Source organism: Pontivivens insulae, assembly GCF_900302495.1.
Taxonomy (GTDB): domain Bacteria; phylum Pseudomonadota; class Alphaproteobacteria; order Rhodobacterales; family Rhodobacteraceae; genus Pontivivens; species Pontivivens insulae.
In genome coordinates, this window is sequence record NZ_OMKW01000002.1 from 787,939 (window position 1) to 804,869 (window position 16,931).

Here is a 16,931-nt window from a genome sequence, read left to right on the forward strand (position 1 = left end):
AGTCGGCCCGTTCTAACCCATGTGGAGCCTTGCGCGTGCGACCGATCTTCGCCCTGATACTGGTCCTCGCAGCCTGCCCCGCGAAGGCCGAAGACGTTACGATCTTCGCTGCGGCGAGCCTACAGAACGTGCTGGGGGAAATTCTGAACGAAAGCGAATTGGACGCACGAACAGTCTATGCGGGATCTTCAGCTCTCGCCCGCCAAATCGCTGCTGGCGCACCTGCCGATATATTCATCTCCGCGAATGAAAGCTGGATGACCGCCCTCATTGACGATGAAAATGTGAACATTACCGAGCAGGTCAATCTTGCCTCGAACGCTTTGGTGGTTGTCGGTCGCGGTGCAGTCGTGTCGCTCGACGATCTGGGTGAGCACCTGGCGGGCGAACGCATCGCCATGGCCCTTGTCGATGCAGTTCCGGCGGGGATTTATGCCAAAGCGGCCATGCTGGATTTGGGTATGTGGGACAGCATCGCACCCTTTGTCGTTGAGACCGATAACGTGCGCTCCGCGCTCAGCCTTGTTGCAACGGGCGCGGTGCCCTTCGCGATCACCTATGTCACAGATGTCCAAGCAGATCCGCGCGTTTCGGTGTTGACCCATCTACCGACGGGTTCGCATCCACCCATTCGCTACCCTGTGGCCCGCCTGACTGACAGCCCAGGGGCGCGTGCTGTTTTCGAAGCACTCAGCGAACCGGACGCACAAGCGATCTTTGCCGCCCACGGCTTTCTGCCGCCACGATGACAGGATGGCTGGGACCTCAGGAGTGGCAGGCTGTCGCCCTTTCGCTCAAGGTGTCGTTCTGGGCAACCTTGCTGGCCCTGCCATTGGGTGTCTTGGCCGCTTATGCGCTGTCACGTTGGACTTTTCCGGGACGAAATCTGCTGAACGGGTTGGTTCATCTGCCACTCATTTTACCACCGGTGGTGACCGGTTACCTGTTGCTGATCACCTTCGGGCCGCAAGCCCCTGCCGGGCAGTTCTTGGAGTGGATCGGACTTCCGGTCGCCTTCCGCTGGACCGGTGCAGCACTAGCCGCAGCCGTGATGGCTTTCCCGCTGATGGTGCGCGCAATTAGGCTGTCACTTGATGCTGTGGATCCAAAGCTGGAAGAAGCCGCCTCGACCCTAGGCGCATCGCCTATTCGGGTCTTCATTACGATTACACTTCCGCTTATCGCTCCGGGCATTGTCGCGGGGGGCATCCTCGCCTTCGCCAAGGCGATGGGGGAGTTCGGCGCAACCATCACCTTTGTCTCCAACATCCCAGGTGAGACACGGACGTTGCCCACAGCCGTCTACACTTTCCTTCAGGTTCCAGGTGGAGAAGGTTCCGCCGTCCGGCTGGTCATCATCTCGATCATCATTGCGATGGCGGCATTGCTACTGTCGGAATGGGTATCGCGCCGCCTTGCGGATCGGGTAAGGGGAGCGTGATGCTGACAGTCTCCATCACCCATCAGTTGGGCGATTTCTCACTCGATGCAGCGTTTGAAGCCCCTGCGGGGATCAGCGTCCTATTTGGTCGATCCGGATCCGGAAAAACCAGCATTATCAATTCAATATCAGGCATTATTCACCCCGATCGGGCTCGGATAACTTTGGGTGATCGCGTTCTGATCGACACGTCACGGGCGATCAACATTCCAATTCATCGCAGAAGGATTGGGTATATCTTTCAGGAAGGCCGCCTGTTTCCGCATATGGACGTGGCGCAAAATCTGGCCTACGGAGCGCGCCACGCGAGGGGAGCAGCTGTCGTGCCAGAAGCCCGCATTGTCGAGATGCTCGGGTTGGGCGCAATGCTTAAACGGAGACCGCGTGACCTTTCCGGCGGCGAAAAGCAACGCGTCGCAATTGGGCGAGCGCTGCTCGCTGCACCCGATCTGTTGCTGGCAGACGAGCCACTTGCCGCACTTGACGGGCCGCGAAAGGCGGAAATCCTGCCCTATTTCGAGCGCCTGCGCGACGAGCTGGCTGTTCCTGTTCTATATGTCAGCCACGCCGTGGGTGAAGTTGCCCGCCTTGCGACAAGCGTAATCGCAATCGAAGACGGGAGTGTCGTACGGCAAGGTCCAGCGGAAGAGGTGCTAGCCGATGCGAGTGTGACCCCCACCGGCATCCGCGCCGCAGGGGCCGTCCTTCGGGCACGCGTCGTCGCGCACCATGCAGATGGGCTGACAGAGCTTGTCGCGGGGGGCATCCCGCTGCACTTGCCGCGGATCGAACAGGCTTTGGGCACGGAATTGCGCGTTCGTATCAGTGCTCAGGATATCATTCTATCGCGACAGCAGCCCGAAGGCCTGTCTGCGCTTAACATTCTGCCCGGCCAGGTGCGCAATGTTCGCGCGGGACAGGGGCCGGGTGCCATGGTCACCCTGGATACGGCGGCAGGACCGCTTTTGGTCAGGATCACGCAGCGCTCCGCCGCGTCCCTCAACATTGCCGAGGGCGTCTCGTGCTTTGCGATCGTGAAGTCAGTCTCGATCGCACCAGAGGATATCGGCTAAGGGGCGGAAACGCGTGCGGCCCGCCCGCCACGGCGGCGCTTTTGATCCTGCGTGCCCCGGCTTTCGAGCAAGACCGCACTCATCGGGTGATCCGGGTTCGCGTCGACGTAGTGAGCAATCAAATCCTCAACTTTCTGAGCAAGGTCGTCACCCGCAGCGCCCATCGCCCAATCGAAAAAAATCGAACGCGCATCGGCTGCGCCGATATCCATGCGATAGGCCTCATGAATAAGGCCACGCGGATCGTGTTGGTGATATTTGGCGCGCTCAGACATCGCGCACCTCGCGCGCCGCGGCCAGAGCCTTATCGGCCGCCGTATTGATCAGGCCGACATCCCCGGCAATTGATAGATCGGTCATCCCTCTTGCCAAAAGGTCCGCCACATCGGTCCCGGGGAAAAGAACCGAGCCTGCGCGCAAACCATGTCGCGCAGCGATCCGGCCAAGTTCGGATGCGGCCTCACGAACCTCAACCGCGTCGGGCGCGACGCCTGCGCTTGCCGCAAAGTCCGCTGGGCCCAGAAACAGCATGTCAACGCCGGGAACTTGCGCAATTTCGTCGGCGGCAGCCAGCCCTTCCGGCGTTTCGATTTGCAGGATCAACTTGTGATTTACAGGCCAACTTCGCGCGTACTCAGCCCCGCCACGCCCCCATTTTGCTGCGCGGATCACGCTTCGCGCCTCACCGCGTGTGCCATGAGGGGCGTAGTGAAAGAACCTTGCAAGATCACGCGCCTCATCCACGCTTCGGACATTGGGCACCATCACCCCGTCAGCCCCAGTGTCCAGCGCCCGCTTGATGGCAGCCTCAGTTCCCTCGGCAACACGCACGATCCCGCGTGTATCCGTGCCCTTGAGCGCCATCAGACAATGCATGACCGTCTCAATGCCAATTGGACCATGTTCCATGTCGATTAGCAGCCAATCGAACCCCGCATGCGCCAAGACCTCCGCGACAGCGGCCGATGGCAGATCTAGCCAGCATCCAAATGTTGCACTCATCTGTCAGATCCTTCCGGCTGAGAGCAGTTCACCGCAACCTGTTGCACGTCTTGGAAAAGTGCAAGTCAATCCACGACCTTGGCCGCAGCCGCCGCGACCATCAGCGCGTGACGCTTCGCAATCCGGACAGGATCATCCCCGTAACCTCCACCAATCACACCAGTCAGTGGAACATCGATCCCGCGCACAGCCCCGGTGACCATCTCATCGCGTGCGCGCAGTCCTTCGCTGCTCAACGCAAGCCGTCCCAATCGATCGTCAATGTGGGGGTCGACACCGGCATTGTAGAAGACCAGGTCCCACCGCCGCATTGCCAACAGCTCATTCAAGTCCGCCTGCAAGTGCGCCAGATATGCTGCGTCCTCCATATGGTCAGCCAGAGCGCGGTCTAGGTCGGAGTGCGCTTTGCGCGCTGGATAGTTCTTCTCGGAGTGGATCGAGTAGGTGAATACACGCTCATCATTCGCAAATATCCGCGCTGTTCCGTCGCCCTGATGCACATCGCAGTCGATGACAAGGATGTGGCGCAGATGTCCCTCCTCCAACAACGTAGTTGCCGCGATGCCGACATCGTTGAACATGCAAAACCCTGCCCCTTTGCCCGGACCGGCGTGATGCGATCCTCCAGCGAGGTTCACCGCGATACCATGCTCGATAGCGAGGCGTGCGGCCAAGGTGGTGCCCGCACAGGCCAAACGCGCGCGGCGCAGAACGGCCTCTGTCTGCGGCAATCCGATTTCCCGAACTTCCGCCGGCGTCAAAGCCTGCGCAAAGGCGCGTTCGGCATAGTCCCATCCGTGGGCGGCGGCCACCTGCCTCAGGCTTGTGGGTGCAGGCGCAAGAAAGCCACCCTGAGCGGGCATGAGCCCCTGCGCGACCAATTCTGCTTTCAGGTAGCCATATTTTGACATCGGGAACCGATGACCGGGTTTGAGAGGGGCCATGTAGTCAGGGTGGTAAACGATGGGCAGGGTCACGGACCGGCTGCCTCGATCGCATCTAATCCGCCCTCAATTGATTGCGCAGCAAGGGCTGCACCGTCCATCAACACCGCTTCGAGCGCGCCTAGGTCATCCGTGCCGGTCAGGCCTAAAACAAGTGAGATCAGGGCGCCCCCGGCCCGCGACGGGTCGAACCCTTCTGCAAAAGCCACACGCCCTATGCTCTGCAAGATAGCAAGACGCGCACGCATTTCTGCCACCGCTTCATCGGCTGGCAGACCGACCAGTTTTCTTGCCTGTAAGTAGAGATCAATGTCTAGCAGCCGACCCGGACCTTGCTTAATCTCCCAACGATCTTGAGCGGCATCAGCCCGCGCGGCCAAAAGCCGTGCCCGCATTTCCCTGACATCCCGCGCGACTTTCGCACCGTCGCGTGGCATCGCGAGGACGTCCGCAATGGCGACATCAACGGCTGCGACCAATTCCGCAGGTCCAGCAACCGCGCGCGCACGCGTCAATGCCAGATGTTCCCAGGTCCACGCCTCGTCGCGCTGATAGCGGCGAAAGCTGGAGAGTGACACCGCAACCGGCCCCTGACGCCCAGACGGGCGAAGGCGCATATCCACTTCATAGAGCCGGCCTGTCGCCGTCGGTGCGGTCAGGGCCGAGATCAATCGTTTCGTCAGCCTCGCGTAATACGCGCCTGCGGCCAGCGGCGTGCGCCCCTCGCTCAGGTCATCCGGCTCGGCATCATAGATCATGATCAGATCAAGGTCCGAGCTTGCCGTCATCTCCCGCGAACCCAGTCGCCCCATGCCGACAATGCACATACCGTTGCCCGGGGGCGCTCCGTGCCGTTTCGCCTGCTCAGCAATCACGGCAGGCAAAAGCGCCGAGACACTTGCCTCTGCCAGAGCAGCATAGGCACGCTCTGCCCCGGCTGTGTCCGTGAGATCGCGCAAAAGATGGACGCCTATGCGGAAATGCTGCTCTTTTTGCCAGCGCCGCGTATCGTCGAGAATGCTTTCATAATCGGCGGAACGTTCGAGGATTTCCCGCAGTTGCGTCTCAAGCGCAGCCCGTTCAGGCAAAGGCCCGAAATAACCACGGTCCAGCACGGCATCGAAGACGCCGGAATTGCGGCCAAGATACTGCGCGAGGGCCGGAGCCATTGCGCAAATATCCACCAGAAGCGCCATGAGTGGTGGGTTCGAAGCAAGCATTGAAAAGACCTGCACTCCGGCAGGAAGGCCGCGCAGGAAGCCGTCAAATTGCGCAAGTGCTGCCATTGGATCACCAGCCTCGGACAGACGCCGCAGGATTTCCGGCTCTAACTGGCTCAACAACGCATCGGCACGGGGGCTGCGGGTCGCGGGCAATTTGTGCCAACCATCAAGGATGCGACGTACATCAGGATCTTCGGCCATCGGTGGCGGTGCGACACTTTCAGCAACGCGCTCGGTCCCTTGCTTCGGTGCGGTCGCGGCGTGCACAGTCTGCACCAACTCTGCAATCTCGCGGTCAAAAGCCGCCAAATCATCACAGCCATCGAGGGCGGCCACCTTTGTGCGCTGGGTATCTGACTTTGGCAAAGTGTGGGTCTGTGCGTCGTCCAGCATCTGCACCCGATGCTCGACATCGCGCAGGCGCATGTAAGCGCGCGATAAAAGGTCTGCACGCTCTGCGTCAATCCACTCTGTCGCCGCAAGCGCGCCCAGCACCTCCAACGTCTCGCGGCCGCGAAGATCGTGATTGCGACCGCCGAGGATGAGTTGGCGTGATTGGGCGAAGAACTCAATCTCGCGAATGCCACCCTGTCCCAGTTTCAAGTCGTGACCGGCCACGCTGAACCGACCCGCCAGACCTTTGTGGGTTCTGATCTTGTCCAGCATGTCCTCTGCATCCCGGATGGCCGCGAAGTCGAGGTGTCTGCGAAACTTGAACGGTTGCAGACGCTTCAAGAAGGCGGCACCCGCCTCAAGATCTCCGGCGCAGGGGCGCGCTTTGATGAACGCCGCCCGCTCCCATGTCCGGCCCGCACTTTCGTAATAGCGCTCTGCCGCTTCCATCGCGATACAGACCGGGGTGACGGAGGGATCGGGGCGCAACCGCAGATCGGTTCGGAACACATATCCGTCCTGCGTGACATCCGCGAGGGTTCGCACCATGCCCTTGGTGACGCGCAAAAAAGCCGCACGCGCCGTTGCGAAGTCATCGGGCTGGTATCGCGTTTCGTCAAACAGGCAAATCAGATCAATATCCGAGGAATAGTTGAGCTCCCCCGCACCCATCTTGCCCATGGCAAGAACGCAAAAGCCTGCTGTTCCATCGGTGCCGCCTTGCAAATTGCCCTTGGCTATTTCGCGCTCAATTCCTGGCCGGGCGGCCTCCCACACCGCCATGTCCGCAAAACGCGTCAATGCGCGCGTCACGTCAAGCGTGGACCATACCCCGCCCAGATCGAGCAGCGCTGTGAGCAGCGCGACCCTGCGCTTGGCCTGCCTCAGGGCCGTTGCTGGGTCCCCTGCCCCTAGAGCCATCGCACGCTTAAAGGCATCATCCGGCTCAAGGCCGGACACGTCAATCAGCCAACCTGCCTCTCTACCGACCAAGGCGGCAATATAGTTTGACGTGCCCGCAGCACCTTGGACGAGATCGCGCAACGGCCCGGTAAAGGGCTCGGCCAGCCTTTCGCCCTTTTCAGGGTCGCACGCTATCGGGAAACGGGTGATCCGGTCGGTCAGGGTCATGCGCCAAAGGGACGCCCTGACCGGGCGAAGGTCAAGCCTCAGCGACCTTCATATTTTGCTGGGCGCTTTTCAAGAAACGCCATCACGCCTTCCATGAAGTCCCGCGTGCTGCCCGCCTCACCCTGTAACTTTGCTTCAAGCTCCAACTGCTCATCAAGTGAGTTGTCATAGGTCTGGCGCAGAGATTGCTTGATGCGCGCATAGGCCTGCGTCGGACCATTGGCCAGCTGGTTCGCGCGATCTGCCACATATTCAGCAAACTGGTCATCGGGCACGCAGGCCCAGATCATACCCCAATCGTCCGCCTGCTTGGCCGTGATCTTATCCGCAAAGAGCGCGGCACCCATGGCCTTTGCAAATCCCATCTGGCGGGGAAGCCAATAGGTTCCGCCCGCATCCGGGATGAGGCCGATCCGGGCAAAGGCCTGTAGAAAAAATGCGCTCTCTGTTGCGATTACGATATCTGCGGCAAGCGCCAAATTCGCACCTGCCCCCGCAGCTGGCCCATTTACCGCACTGATTGTCGGGATCGGACAATCATAGATCGACCGGAGCATCGGTTCGTATTCATCGCGCAAGGTCCGCTCGAGATTGGCATCCGCGGCATTTGCGCGGTCGCCCAGATCCTGACCGGAACAAAAGCCACGGCCCGCGCCCGTCAGGACTACGACACGCGCATCTTGTGGGGCACGGCGCATCGCGTGATCAATCTCAGCACGCATCTGGGCATTGAGCCCGTTCATGACATCCGGGCGGTTGAGCGTGATGCGGGCAACATCGTGGCGCACCACGTAGCGAATCGTGCTGTATTCCATGGCAGCGTCCTTTGCGTGTCCTGTGTTCTCTTAACTAGGCACGACAGGCCCGGGCGCAACAGCAAATCGTCGCGTCACTCTTTGATCAAGCGATCAAGCCTTGCGCGCTCCGCCTCACTCAAGTCGTCCGGCAGAGGTGCAACAGCCTTGGGGCGTTGACGCAGCTTAACCACGGCGATTGCCAGTCCCAGCAGCAACAGGACTGGCGCTGTGAGCCACAAGATCAGGTTCGCCCCGTTCAAGGTTGGGCGCAGGAGAACATATTCACCATAGCGATCAACAACATAGGCCAGAACCTGCTCGTCCGTATCCCCTTCCACCAAACGTTCTCGCACCAGAACACGAAGGTCTTGGGCAAGCTCCGCGTTGGACGCGTCGATATTCTCGTTACGGCAGACAAGGCAGCGGAGCTCTTGGCTGAGCGCGCGGGCGCGCTCCTCCAAGACCGGATCGTCGAGTTGCTCGTCAGGCGTCACGGCAAAGAGAGGTGATGCCATCAGGCAGAGGATGAGGATCAGCCGCTTCATTCTGCAGGAACCCCTGCCGAGGGCGTTCGCGGTTTACGCGCGCTCGCCAGGCCGACACGGTACCGCCGGTCGCTCAGGCTCATGAACCCGCCGAGCGACATGATGATCGCTCCGGCCCAAATCCAGTTGGCAAAGGGTTTCACCCAGGTCCACATCGCCCAGCGGCCATCATCCTGAATATCGCCAAGTGAGACGTAGAGATCCCGGAACGCGCCGCTGCTGATACCAGCCTCGGTCGTTGGCATTCCCTGAACGGGATAAAACCGTTTTTCAGGATGGAGCGTCGTCAGCTCTGCACCCTGCTGAAACACAGTTATTGTGCCGTAATCCGAGATGTAGTTCGGGCCCTCTATCCGCTCAACACTGTCCAGTCGGAAGGTATAACCGGACAGCTCAAAGCTCTCCCCCACGGCGATGGCGCGGATGTCCTCACTCTGCCAGCCTGTCAGGGCGACAACACCCCAGATCATCACGCCAAGGCCGGAATGCGAGATCGCTTTCCCCCAATCAGCACGCGGCAGGCCACGCAGGCGGCGCAGCTTGACGGAAAGATTGGTGCCTGCACCGCCCGCCCGCTGCCAAAGATCGGCAACAACTCCCAGAAGAATCCATGCCGCAAGCACAGCGCCGATCGGGGCCAGCATGCGTCCCCCGGTCTGAATTGCCCAGACATATGCTCCAAGAGCCACCGAAAGCGCCATCGCGCCCCAGAGTGGCCTCATCGTTCTGTCCAGCTTGCCACGTTTCCAAGGGATCATGGAGCCGATGGGCAAAATCATGGCGAGTGCCACCATGAAGGGCGTGAACGTCACATTGAAGAACGGCGGACCGACGCTGATCTTGTCGCCGGTCAGCGCCTCTGCAAATAGCGGCCACATCGTGCCGACGAAAACGACACCGCAAGAGGCCGCGAGCAGCACATTGTTCAACACCAGCCCGCTTTCCCGACTTGCCAGCGCGAAGGCAGTTGATGACTTCATACGGTCAGCACGCATGGCATAGAGCGTCAGTGAGCCACCGATGGCGATCACCAGGATCAGTAGGATGAACATGCCCCGTGTCGGATCTGTCGCGAAAGCATGCACACTGGTCAAAACGCCGGACCGCACGATGAAAGTGCCGATCAGGCTGAAGGAAAACGCAAGGATAGCGAGGAGGATTGTCCAACTCTTCAACGTGTCACGTTTTTCCACGACGATGGCAGAATGCAGCAGAGCCGCGGCAAGCAACCAAGGCATAAAGCTTGCATTCTCCACCGGATCCCAAAACCACCAGCCGCCCCAGCCCAGCTCGTAATAGGCCCACCAGGATCCCAAAGCGATGCCGATCGTCAGCATCACCCAGGCCAGTAGTGCCCACGGACGCACCCAACGGGCCCAGGCCGCATCGACCCGGCCCTCGATCAAGGCCGCAATCGCGAAGGAGAACGTGATCGAGAGTCCGACATAGCCCAGGTAGAGGAATGGCGGGTGGAACGCGAGGCCCGGATCCTGCAAGAGCGGGTTCAGGTCGTTGCCGTCTGCCGGTGGCAGGGGCAGCCGCGTGAAAGGATTGGATGTCAGCAAAAGGAATAGCAGGAACGCGACACCGACCATCGCCTGCACGGCGAGCGTCCGCGCCTTCAGCGCAGGCGGTAGGTTGCCCCCGCAAACCGAGATCAAGGCACCAAACAGCGCCAGGATCGCGACCCAGAGCAACAGAGACCCTTCGTGATTTCCCCAAACACCTGTCACCTTGTACAGCATTGGCTTGGCGGAGTGGCTGTTGTTCGCCACCAGTTCAACCGAGAAATCCGATGTCACAAAGGCAATCGTCAGCATGGCAAAGCTGAAGGAAATCAGGATGAACTGTGCCACCGCGGCTGGCCCAGCGACTGCCATCCAGTCCGCCCACCGACGCTGCGCCCCAATGAGGGGAATGATTGCCTGAACAAATGCAACGCCTAAGGCGAGCACAAGGGTCAGATGTCCAAGTTCTGCTGTCATATCAGCCTCCGAAATCCGCAGGCATCATAGTGGATGCTGCCCCCGCCGCAACGCGCATCCGCGTGAGCAGTCCTGCGGCAGATCGCGCCGCCCGGTTCATCAATTGGAAACCTTCCCGCTCTACCCACAAAAGAAGACCATGAGGAGAGTGACGTGAGCGATCCATCCGCCGTGACATCGCCAACAGGGCCGGAAGCCTATGCGCAGGCGCAATCGGTCGCAGTAAGTCACCTGCCCGGTGTCATCTATCGTTCACGTGCCGATCCACCCTATGCTGTTGAGTGGATGGTCGGTCAGTTGGAAACATTGACGGGGTACAACGCGTCGGACTTTTCCGAGGGCGGCATGATGACGTTTGCCAACGTTCTGCATCCTGACGATCTGCCACGGGTCATGGACGAGATTACGGCATGCATCGAACAGCAAAGGTCGTGGGACGTCGAATATCGTGTCCAGCATCGAAACGGCTCTCTCACATGGGTTCGCGGATTTGGGGGGGCCGTCTTCTCTGCGGATAGGAAGATTGCCTATCTTGAAGGTGTCATCATCGACATTAACGAAAGACAGCTTGCCAAAGCGGCACTCGAAGACGTTGCCAAGGAATTGGAAGATCGCAATCGTACGATGACCCGTGGCGTGAAGCACTTGCTCGACACATTGCAATCCATCGACATTCTCTCGATCAACGCCTCGATCGAGGCGGCGCGCGCAGGCAGCGCCGGACGCGGCTTTGCCATTGTAGCCGAAGAAATGAAACGGTTGACCGAGGATGCAGGTGTCGCCGTGGCCGAAATCAGGCAGATGATCGGCGACCAAAGGGTGGACCGGGCCAAGGGCGCAGACGACGCTTCAGACCTTGCCAAACGTCTTTCCCGGGCGGACGCCGTCGCCCACCCGGATCATTGATCGGGCCAACTCAGAAGTGGATTGCCCGTCCGTAGGCGTCCAGAACACTTTCATGCATCATCTCGGACAGGGTCGGATGCGGGAAGACGGTGTGCATCAGGTCTTCTTCAGTCGTCTCCAGCTGGCGACCGACGACATAGCCCTGAATAAGCTCGGTCACTTCCGCGCCAACCATGTGGGCTCCCAGAAGCTCACCCGTCTTGGCGTCAAAGACCGTCTTCACCATGCCCTCAGGCTCTCCAAGCGCGATGGCCTTGCCGTTGCCGATGAACGGGAAGCGGCCGACCTTGATGTCGTAGCCAAGCTCCTTTGCCTTCGCCTCAGTGTATCCGACAGATGCGACCTGCGGGTGACAATAAGTGCAGCCTGCAATGCTTTCAGGCTTGACGGGGTGCACGTTCTTACCGGCGATCTTTTCTGCGACCATGACGCCTTCGTGGGACGCCTTGTGCGCCAACCACGGCGCGCCGGCGATATCGCCAATCGCCCACAGGCCTTTAACACCAGTGCCGCAATATTCGTCAGTCACAACATGGGTGCGGTCGACCTTCACACCGAGCTTTTCCAGGTTCAGGCCCTCGACATTGCCGACAATACCAACGGCGGAGATGACGGTGTCGAATTCCATCTTCTCTGTCTTACCGCCGGTCTCAATATGTGCGGTGACCTTGCCCTTGCCGCGATCAAGCTGCTTGACCATGGACTTTTCCATGATCTTCATGCCCTGTTTTGTGAACTGCTTCTTCGCGAAGGCAGAAATCTCTGCATCTTCCACAGGCAGGACACGGTCCATGACCTCGACGACCGTGGTGTCGCATCCAAGTGTGTTGTAAAAGCTCGCAAATTCGATCCCGATTGCGCCCGACCCGATAACGAGCAGCTTCTTGGGCATGCGCGGCGGCGTCAGGGCGTGCTTGTATGTCCAGACCAGATCGCCATCCGCCTCAAGGCCAGGAAGCTCACGCGCACGAGCACCGGTTGCCAGAATAATGTCTTTTGCAGCAAGCTCCTCTGTCCCCTTATCTGTTTTGACCGAGACCTTGCCCGGTGCCGGGATCGTTGCCTCTCCCATCACAACCGTGACCTTGTTCTTCTTCATTAGATGTGACACGCCACCCGAAAGCTGCTTTGCAACACCGCGCGAGCGTTGGACAACCGCATCCAGATCATAATCGATGCCATCCGCCTTGAGGCCGAATTCCTTGGCGCGGTGCATCAGATGGAAGACTTCAGAGGATCGCAACATCGCCTTTGTCGGGATGCAGCCCCAATTCAGGCAGATGCCCCCCATATGCTCCCGCTCGACAATTGCAGTTTTCAGGCCGAGTTGGGCGGCGCGAATAGCGGCGACATAGCCCCCGGGCCCTGCACCGATGACGATAAGATCATATGAAGATGCGGCCATGAAACACTCCCTTTGTGCTGCTGGGTCGCAGGCAGCGACCAAACTTGTTCGACGTTAAACCATTTTTGCAGGCAAAAAGAAACCCTGCGCACTTGACGCAGGGTCATTCCCGATACGCGCTCAGCGCAATGCTAACGTAGCGCGGTTCAGGCTGCTTTCATCTGATTGAGAAGACCTGCATATCCGGCCCCGTCCAGAAACGCCTGTTCGGCAGGGGATGATTTCCGGCCCAACGGGCCATTGCGATAGGGAAAACGTCCGAACAACCGGATGATCTCCCGATGGACACGAGCGTGTAACAGGTTGTTTTCCGGATCACCTGGCATTTTCATCATGAATTGACGCACGGAACCCTCCTGCATGCTCAGGCTCTCGGAATGCATCATTGGCATGTAAAAGAACTGCCGCGCCGGACCATCAATCTCTTGATCGAACCCGCGCGTGACGGAACGCCGCGCCACGGTCAGCGCAAAGCTGTCCGTCGCAAAGGCGCGGGGGTCATCGCGGAACATATTGCGCGGAAATTGATCGAGCACGATCAAGAGCGCCAATGCGCCGCGTGCAGACTGACACCAATCACACAGCTTGCGATCCCGCGCCGCCTCCCACGTGCTCATGAAGCGATCCCGGATCGTCTGATCAAGGGTATCGTCCTGCTTGTACCAACCGTCTGGGCCGATCTCTTCCAACCAGAAATTGAGGACGTCGTTGTAAGTTGCGATCATGGGGCCAGTCCAATGCTCTGCACGTTGCGATGTTTAAGTTGAGCGCTCTGTGACAAAGGGCGTCTAGTGATGCAAGCGTCGTTTTTGAGTCTGTTTGCGACAGATCGGTGACGAACTTGACCTAACGTCGACGGAAAACACATGCTTGAAGGACGGGGGGAGAATTTCTGATGGATTTCAATGCACTCATCGCAGAGGCCGAAGCGCTCATCCCGTGGTTGCGAAATGTGCTGACCGGGCTGGTTCAACCGTGGCGGCTGATCCAGCTTGGACTGATCGCAACGGCATTCCTGATGGGATGGTTGGGGCAACGCGCCCTCCTGCCCCGCTTCAACGCCTGGATGCGCAGCCTCACCCTGACCAACCGCCGGGCGCGGATGTTGATCCTGATCCGGGACCGCTTACGCTGGCTCATCATGATTGCCCTGCTATGGGGTATGGCGGCCATCATGCTGGAAGTGACGTGGCCGTCGCGGAGCTTCCTGATCGTGCTGGCCGCCAAGCTGATCAGCGCACTTGTTCTAATATCCATCATCGTCCGCCTGATCCGCACGCCGATCCTGCGAACGATCGTTCGGTGGTGCGCGTGGATCGCCGTCAGTCTGTGGATGTTTGGCTTGTTCGACTCGTCACTCGAACTGGCAGACCGGGCCGCAATCACACTGGGCGATACCCGCATCTCTGTTCTGTTGGTTCTGCAAACGCTTCTGAGCGTCGGCCTGACGATCTTTGTCGCCAACTGGCTGTCGGGAGAGGCGCGCTCCCGCCTGATGCGTAACGAGGATATGAGCCCGTCCATGCGTGTGCTCAGCGAAAAGCTCGTCACCGTCGTTCTGTATGCAATCGCGCTGGCGCTGGGTCTGCAATTCATCGGCTTTGATTTGACGACGCTGACAGTCCTGTCGGGCGCAATCGGTCTGGGCCTTGGATTTGGTCTGCAAAAAGTGGTCTCGAACCTCGTATCCGGCGTGATCCTGTTGCTCGATAAGTCCATCAAGCCGGGGGACGTGATTTCCCTTGGGGACACGTTCGGTTGGATCAGCGGCCTGGGCGCACGTTATGTATCGGTCGTGACGCGGGACGGCCGGGAATATCTGATCCCGAATGAAGACCTGATCACCAATCAGGTGGTGAACTGGTCGCATTCGTCCAAGCTCGTGCGGCTCGATATCAATTTCGGCGTCAGTTATGACAGTGATCCGCATCAGGTGCGCAACATTGCGGTCGAGGCCACCACGAAGGTCGCACGCGTTCAATCCAGCCCGGCCCCTGTTTGTCATATTGTCGGTTTCGGAGACAGTTCCATCGACTTCGTTCTTCGGTTCTGGATCGACGATCCATCCGGCGGATTGACCAATATCCGCGGAAACGTGTTTCTCGCGCTTTGGGACGTTCTGAAGAAAAACGATGTCGAAATCCCGTTCCCAAGGCGCGATATTTCGATTCTTACGGATCGAACCGAGACGGCCGATTGATCTGACCCAACGGCAGTTCAGGTTTGCCGAAGGTCGTAAAGCGACATTAGCGAGTCGTAAAAAGCAATTGAATTGTCCACGAAGCGGTTCCCATATGCGGCAATCTGTCCCTTAATGGTGGTGCTTAAAAAAGAAACGGAAAAGCACCGAAAAGGGAGAAAGAGATGGCTTTAGAACCGCCACTCACAGATCTGCCGATCAAGACGGCAGAACGTGGATTTTATAGAGGCTTCAGTATCGACGTCACGGTCGTCAGTAAGGTGATCATCAGCGCACTCGTGGTCTGGGCCATTTTCTGGCCCACTGAGTCTGGCAGAATTCTCGGCCAGCTCAACAGCGTGATCCTCGAAAACCTCGCAGCCTGGTACATCTGGACGGTCGCGTTGTTTGTAATTGTATGCCTTGGCCTTGCCATCTGGCCCACGGCAGCGCGGATGAACCTGGGCGTTGAGGGCGAGAAGCCCGAATTTTCGAACTTCTCGTGGTTCTCAATGATGTTTGGTGCCGGGATCGGCGTGGGCATGTTGACCTGGGCGGTGGCCGAGCCGGTTGCCCACTTTGGCAACAACCCAGAGGTTATTCAGGGCCTCACAACGGGTGGCGCGGCAGACAATGTACGAATGGCCTACAAATGGTCCTTCCTCCATTGGGGTCTGGGCGCATGGGCCTGCTACGCGGTTTGCGGGCTCGCACTGGCGTTCTTCAGCTATCGTCGCGGCCTGCCGCTGACGATCCGATCTTCCCTGACGCCGCTCTTTGGGGCGAGCCTGTCGGGCAAGATCGGCCATCTGATCGACATCGTGGCCGTTGTTGCCACCATCCTGGGCGTCGCACAGACCCTTGGATTTGGGGTTGAACAGTTTGTTGCGGGTCTGACCCGGATTGGCATTGGCGGCCTGATGAATGCCGATGGCGGTGCAACGACGGTCGGCATCATCGTGGCATTGCTCGTGATTATGGGGGCATCGACCCTGTCTGCCCTGTCCGGCGTTGGTAAAGGCATCAAGTGGCTGTCCAACATCAACATGGTGCTTTCCATCGTTCTGCTGGGCTTCTTCATCCTGTTTGGCGCGACCTTCTTTGGTGCACAGAACATGGTGCTGGGCTTGTTCGACTATCTGGTCGCTCTGCCTGAACTCAGCTTCAATGTCTGGACGTCCGATGGCGTTGAAGGATCCGAAGCGTTCCTGCTCGCCCAATGGCAGGGCTGGTGGCCGGTGTTCTACTGGGCGTGGTGGATCGCTTTTGCACCATTCGTCGGTCTGTTCCTCGCGCGCATTTCCCGCGGTCGCTCGATCCGTGAATTCGTGCTTGGCGCAATGATCGTTCCCGCGTTGATGTGCTTTGTCTGGTTCGCTTGGGCCGGTGGCACAGCCATTGATCTTGAGCTGAACGGCGATGCGAACGGCGTGATCTTCGATGCTGCAAACGGCGACAAGATCTTTGCAATGACCGAGTTCATGCTGGCCCCGATTGCGGAGTTCCTTGCCTGGGGCATGGCACTGTTGATCGTGGTATTGCTGATGACATTCCTTGTCACGTCTGCTGACTCTGCCGTGCTGATCGTCAACACGATCAACGCAGCCGGTGATGAAGGTCCGAAGGCGCGTCCGCACATCATCTTCTGGGGCTCGGCCCTGGGGCTGGTGGTTGCAGGTCTTCTGATCAGTGGCGGGACATCGGCCATCCAGACCGCGATGGTGATTGGCGCGCTGCCCTTCTCCATCGTGATGGTGCTGATGTGTGTGGCGCTGATCAAAGCGATCTACAATGACGGCCGGCGCGAGGCGCAGGGCATCCCGACGTTGGCAGAACAGTCCAGCACACCGGCGGAGTAAAGCTGTACTTCATTGTGCAAAGGGCCCCGATCCAATCGGGGCCCTTTT

Annotated in this window: 15 protein-coding genes; 6 read left to right on the forward strand and 9 right to left on the reverse strand. The window is 59.2% G+C overall.

Annotated features, from left to right (window positions below):
- Positions 1-35: 35 nt before the first annotated feature.
- From modA to modC, 3 genes are read left to right on the forward strand one after another with little or no spacing between them, the layout of a single operon-like run.
- Positions 36-749 (forward strand): molybdate ABC transporter substrate-binding protein, encoded by a 714-nt coding sequence (modA, locus tag POI8812_RS09320; protein ID WP_245895335.1) that lies wholly within the window; start codon positions 36-38, stop codon positions 747-749.
- Positions 746-1,441: a molybdate ABC transporter permease subunit gene (modB, locus tag POI8812_RS09325; protein ID WP_108782270.1), complete on the forward strand. Its 696-nt coding sequence runs from the start codon at positions 746-748 to the stop codon at positions 1,439-1,441. The genes modA and modB overlap by 4 nt, the downstream gene beginning before the upstream one ends.
- Positions 1,441-2,514: a molybdenum ABC transporter ATP-binding protein gene (modC, locus tag POI8812_RS09330; RefSeq protein WP_108782271.1), complete on the forward strand. Its 1,074-nt coding sequence runs from the start codon at positions 1,441-1,443 to the stop codon at positions 2,512-2,514. Before modB ends, modC begins: the two co-directional genes overlap by 1 nt.
- On the opposite strand, the gene POI8812_RS09335 is transcribed toward modC, so the two are convergent.
- The 7 genes from POI8812_RS09335 to POI8812_RS09365 all read right to left on the reverse strand — a co-directional run bounded on the left by POI8812_RS09335 (position 2,511) and on the right by POI8812_RS09365 (position 10,534).
- Positions 2,511-2,789, reverse strand: coding sequence for a hypothetical protein (locus tag POI8812_RS09335; RefSeq protein WP_108782272.1), 279 nt, complete (start codon positions 2,787-2,789; stop codon positions 2,511-2,513). The two genes, modC and POI8812_RS09335, sit on opposite strands and share 4 nt — an antisense overlap.
- Positions 2,782-3,516 carry an HpcH/HpaI aldolase family protein gene (locus tag POI8812_RS09340; RefSeq protein ID WP_108782273.1) on the reverse strand — a complete coding sequence of 245 codons (735 nt, stop codon included), beginning with the start codon at positions 3,514-3,516 and terminating at the stop codon, positions 2,782-2,784. The genes POI8812_RS09335 and POI8812_RS09340 overlap by 8 nt, the downstream gene beginning before the upstream one ends.
- Before the next feature lie 65 nt (positions 3,517-3,581).
- Positions 3,582-4,493, reverse strand: coding sequence for a histone deacetylase family protein (locus POI8812_RS09345; protein ID WP_211310425.1), 912 nt, complete (start codon positions 4,491-4,493; stop codon positions 3,582-3,584).
- Entirely contained in the window at positions 4,490-7,207 is a 2,718-nt protein-coding gene (locus tag POI8812_RS09350; RefSeq protein ID WP_108782274.1) for a bifunctional [glutamine synthetase] adenylyltransferase/[glutamine synthetase]-adenylyl-L-tyrosine phosphorylase, read from the reverse strand. Before POI8812_RS09350 ends, POI8812_RS09345 begins: the two co-directional genes overlap by 4 nt.
- 38 nt (positions 7,208-7,245) lie before the next feature.
- The gene (locus POI8812_RS09355; RefSeq protein ID WP_108782275.1) at positions 7,246-8,022 is read right to left on the reverse strand and encodes an enoyl-CoA hydratase-related protein; all 777 of its coding nucleotides are present in this window, start codon (positions 8,020-8,022) and stop codon (positions 7,246-7,248) included.
- A 74-nt stretch (positions 8,023-8,096) separates the two neighbouring features.
- Positions 8,097-8,549 (reverse strand): cytochrome c-type biogenesis protein, encoded by a 453-nt coding sequence (locus tag POI8812_RS09360; RefSeq protein WP_108782276.1) that lies wholly within the window; start codon positions 8,547-8,549, stop codon positions 8,097-8,099.
- Positions 8,546-10,534 (reverse strand): heme lyase CcmF/NrfE family subunit, encoded by a 1,989-nt coding sequence (locus POI8812_RS09365; protein ID WP_108782277.1) that lies wholly within the window; start codon positions 10,532-10,534, stop codon positions 8,546-8,548. The genes POI8812_RS09360 and POI8812_RS09365 overlap by 4 nt, the downstream gene beginning before the upstream one ends.
- 153 nt (positions 10,535-10,687) lie before the next feature.
- On the opposite strand from POI8812_RS09365, the gene POI8812_RS09370 reads away from it, so the two are divergent.
- Positions 10,688-11,440 (forward strand): methyl-accepting chemotaxis protein, encoded by a 753-nt coding sequence (locus POI8812_RS09370; RefSeq protein WP_108782278.1) that lies wholly within the window; start codon positions 10,688-10,690, stop codon positions 11,438-11,440.
- A gap of 10 nt (positions 11,441-11,450) precedes the next feature.
- Here the strand turns inward: POI8812_RS09370 and lpdA are convergent, their stop codons facing one another.
- Both lpdA and POI8812_RS09380 read right to left on the reverse strand, forming a co-directional pair.
- Positions 11,451-12,845 carry a dihydrolipoyl dehydrogenase gene (gene lpdA, locus POI8812_RS09375; RefSeq protein ID WP_108782279.1) on the reverse strand — a complete coding sequence of 465 codons (1,395 nt, stop codon included), beginning with the start codon at positions 12,843-12,845 and terminating at the stop codon, positions 11,451-11,453.
- 146 nt (positions 12,846-12,991) lie between these two features.
- Positions 12,992-13,570, reverse strand: a complete 579-nt coding sequence (locus POI8812_RS09380; protein ID WP_245895337.1) for a DUF924 family protein — start codon at positions 13,568-13,570, stop codon at positions 12,992-12,994.
- Between the two features lie 170 nt (positions 13,571-13,740).
- Here POI8812_RS09380 and POI8812_RS09385 point away from each other — a divergent pair, with 170 nt between their 5' ends.
- Both POI8812_RS09385 and POI8812_RS09390 read left to right on the forward strand, forming a co-directional pair.
- Positions 13,741-15,045: a mechanosensitive ion channel family protein gene (locus POI8812_RS09385; protein ID WP_108782280.1), complete on the forward strand. Its 1,305-nt coding sequence runs from the start codon at positions 13,741-13,743 to the stop codon at positions 15,043-15,045.
- A 164-nt stretch (positions 15,046-15,209) separates the two neighbouring features.
- Entirely contained in the window at positions 15,210-16,883 is a 1,674-nt protein-coding gene (locus tag POI8812_RS09390) for a BCCT family transporter (RefSeq protein ID WP_181377192.1), read from the forward strand.
- Positions 16,884-16,931 lie beyond the last annotated feature (48 nt).

Excerpts from the sequence above, each read along its gene's own strand:
- modB (WP_108782270.1), top strand. The coding sequence starts at position 746 with ATGACAGGATGGCTGGGACCTCAGGAGTGGCAGGCTGTCGCCCTTTCG.
- modC (WP_108782271.1), top strand. The coding sequence starts at position 1,441 with ATGCTGACAGTCTCCATCACCCATCAGTTGGGCGATTTCTCACTCGAT.
- POI8812_RS09335 (WP_108782272.1), bottom strand. The coding sequence starts at position 2,789 with ATGTCTGAGCGCGCCAAATATCACCAACACGATCCGCGTGGCCTTATT.
- POI8812_RS09340 (WP_108782273.1), bottom strand. The coding sequence starts at position 3,516 with ATGAGTGCAACATTTGGATGCTGGCTAGATCTGCCATCGGCCGCTGTC.
- POI8812_RS09350 (WP_108782274.1), bottom strand. The coding sequence starts at position 7,207 with ATGACCCTGACCGACCGGATCACCCGTTTCCCGATAGCGTGCGACCCT.
- POI8812_RS09355 (WP_108782275.1), bottom strand. The coding sequence starts at position 8,022 with ATGGAATACAGCACGATTCGCTACGTGGTGCGCCACGATGTTGCCCGC.
- POI8812_RS09360 (WP_108782276.1), bottom strand. The coding sequence starts at position 8,549 with ATGAAGCGGCTGATCCTCATCCTCTGCCTGATGGCATCACCTCTCTTT.
- POI8812_RS09365 (WP_108782277.1), bottom strand. The coding sequence starts at position 10,534 with ATGACAGCAGAACTTGGACATCTGACCCTTGTGCTCGCCTTAGGCGTT.
- lpdA (WP_108782279.1), bottom strand. The coding sequence starts at position 12,845 with ATGGCCGCATCTTCATATGATCTTATCGTCATCGGTGCAGGGCCCGGG.
- POI8812_RS09380 (WP_245895337.1), bottom strand. The coding sequence starts at position 13,570 with ATGATCGCAACTTACAACGACGTCCTCAATTTCTGGTTGGAAGAGATC.
- POI8812_RS09385 (WP_108782280.1), top strand. The coding sequence starts at position 13,741 with ATGGATTTCAATGCACTCATCGCAGAGGCCGAAGCGCTCATCCCGTGG.
- POI8812_RS09390 (WP_181377192.1), top strand. The coding sequence starts at position 15,210 with ATGGCTTTAGAACCGCCACTCACAGATCTGCCGATCAAGACGGCAGAA.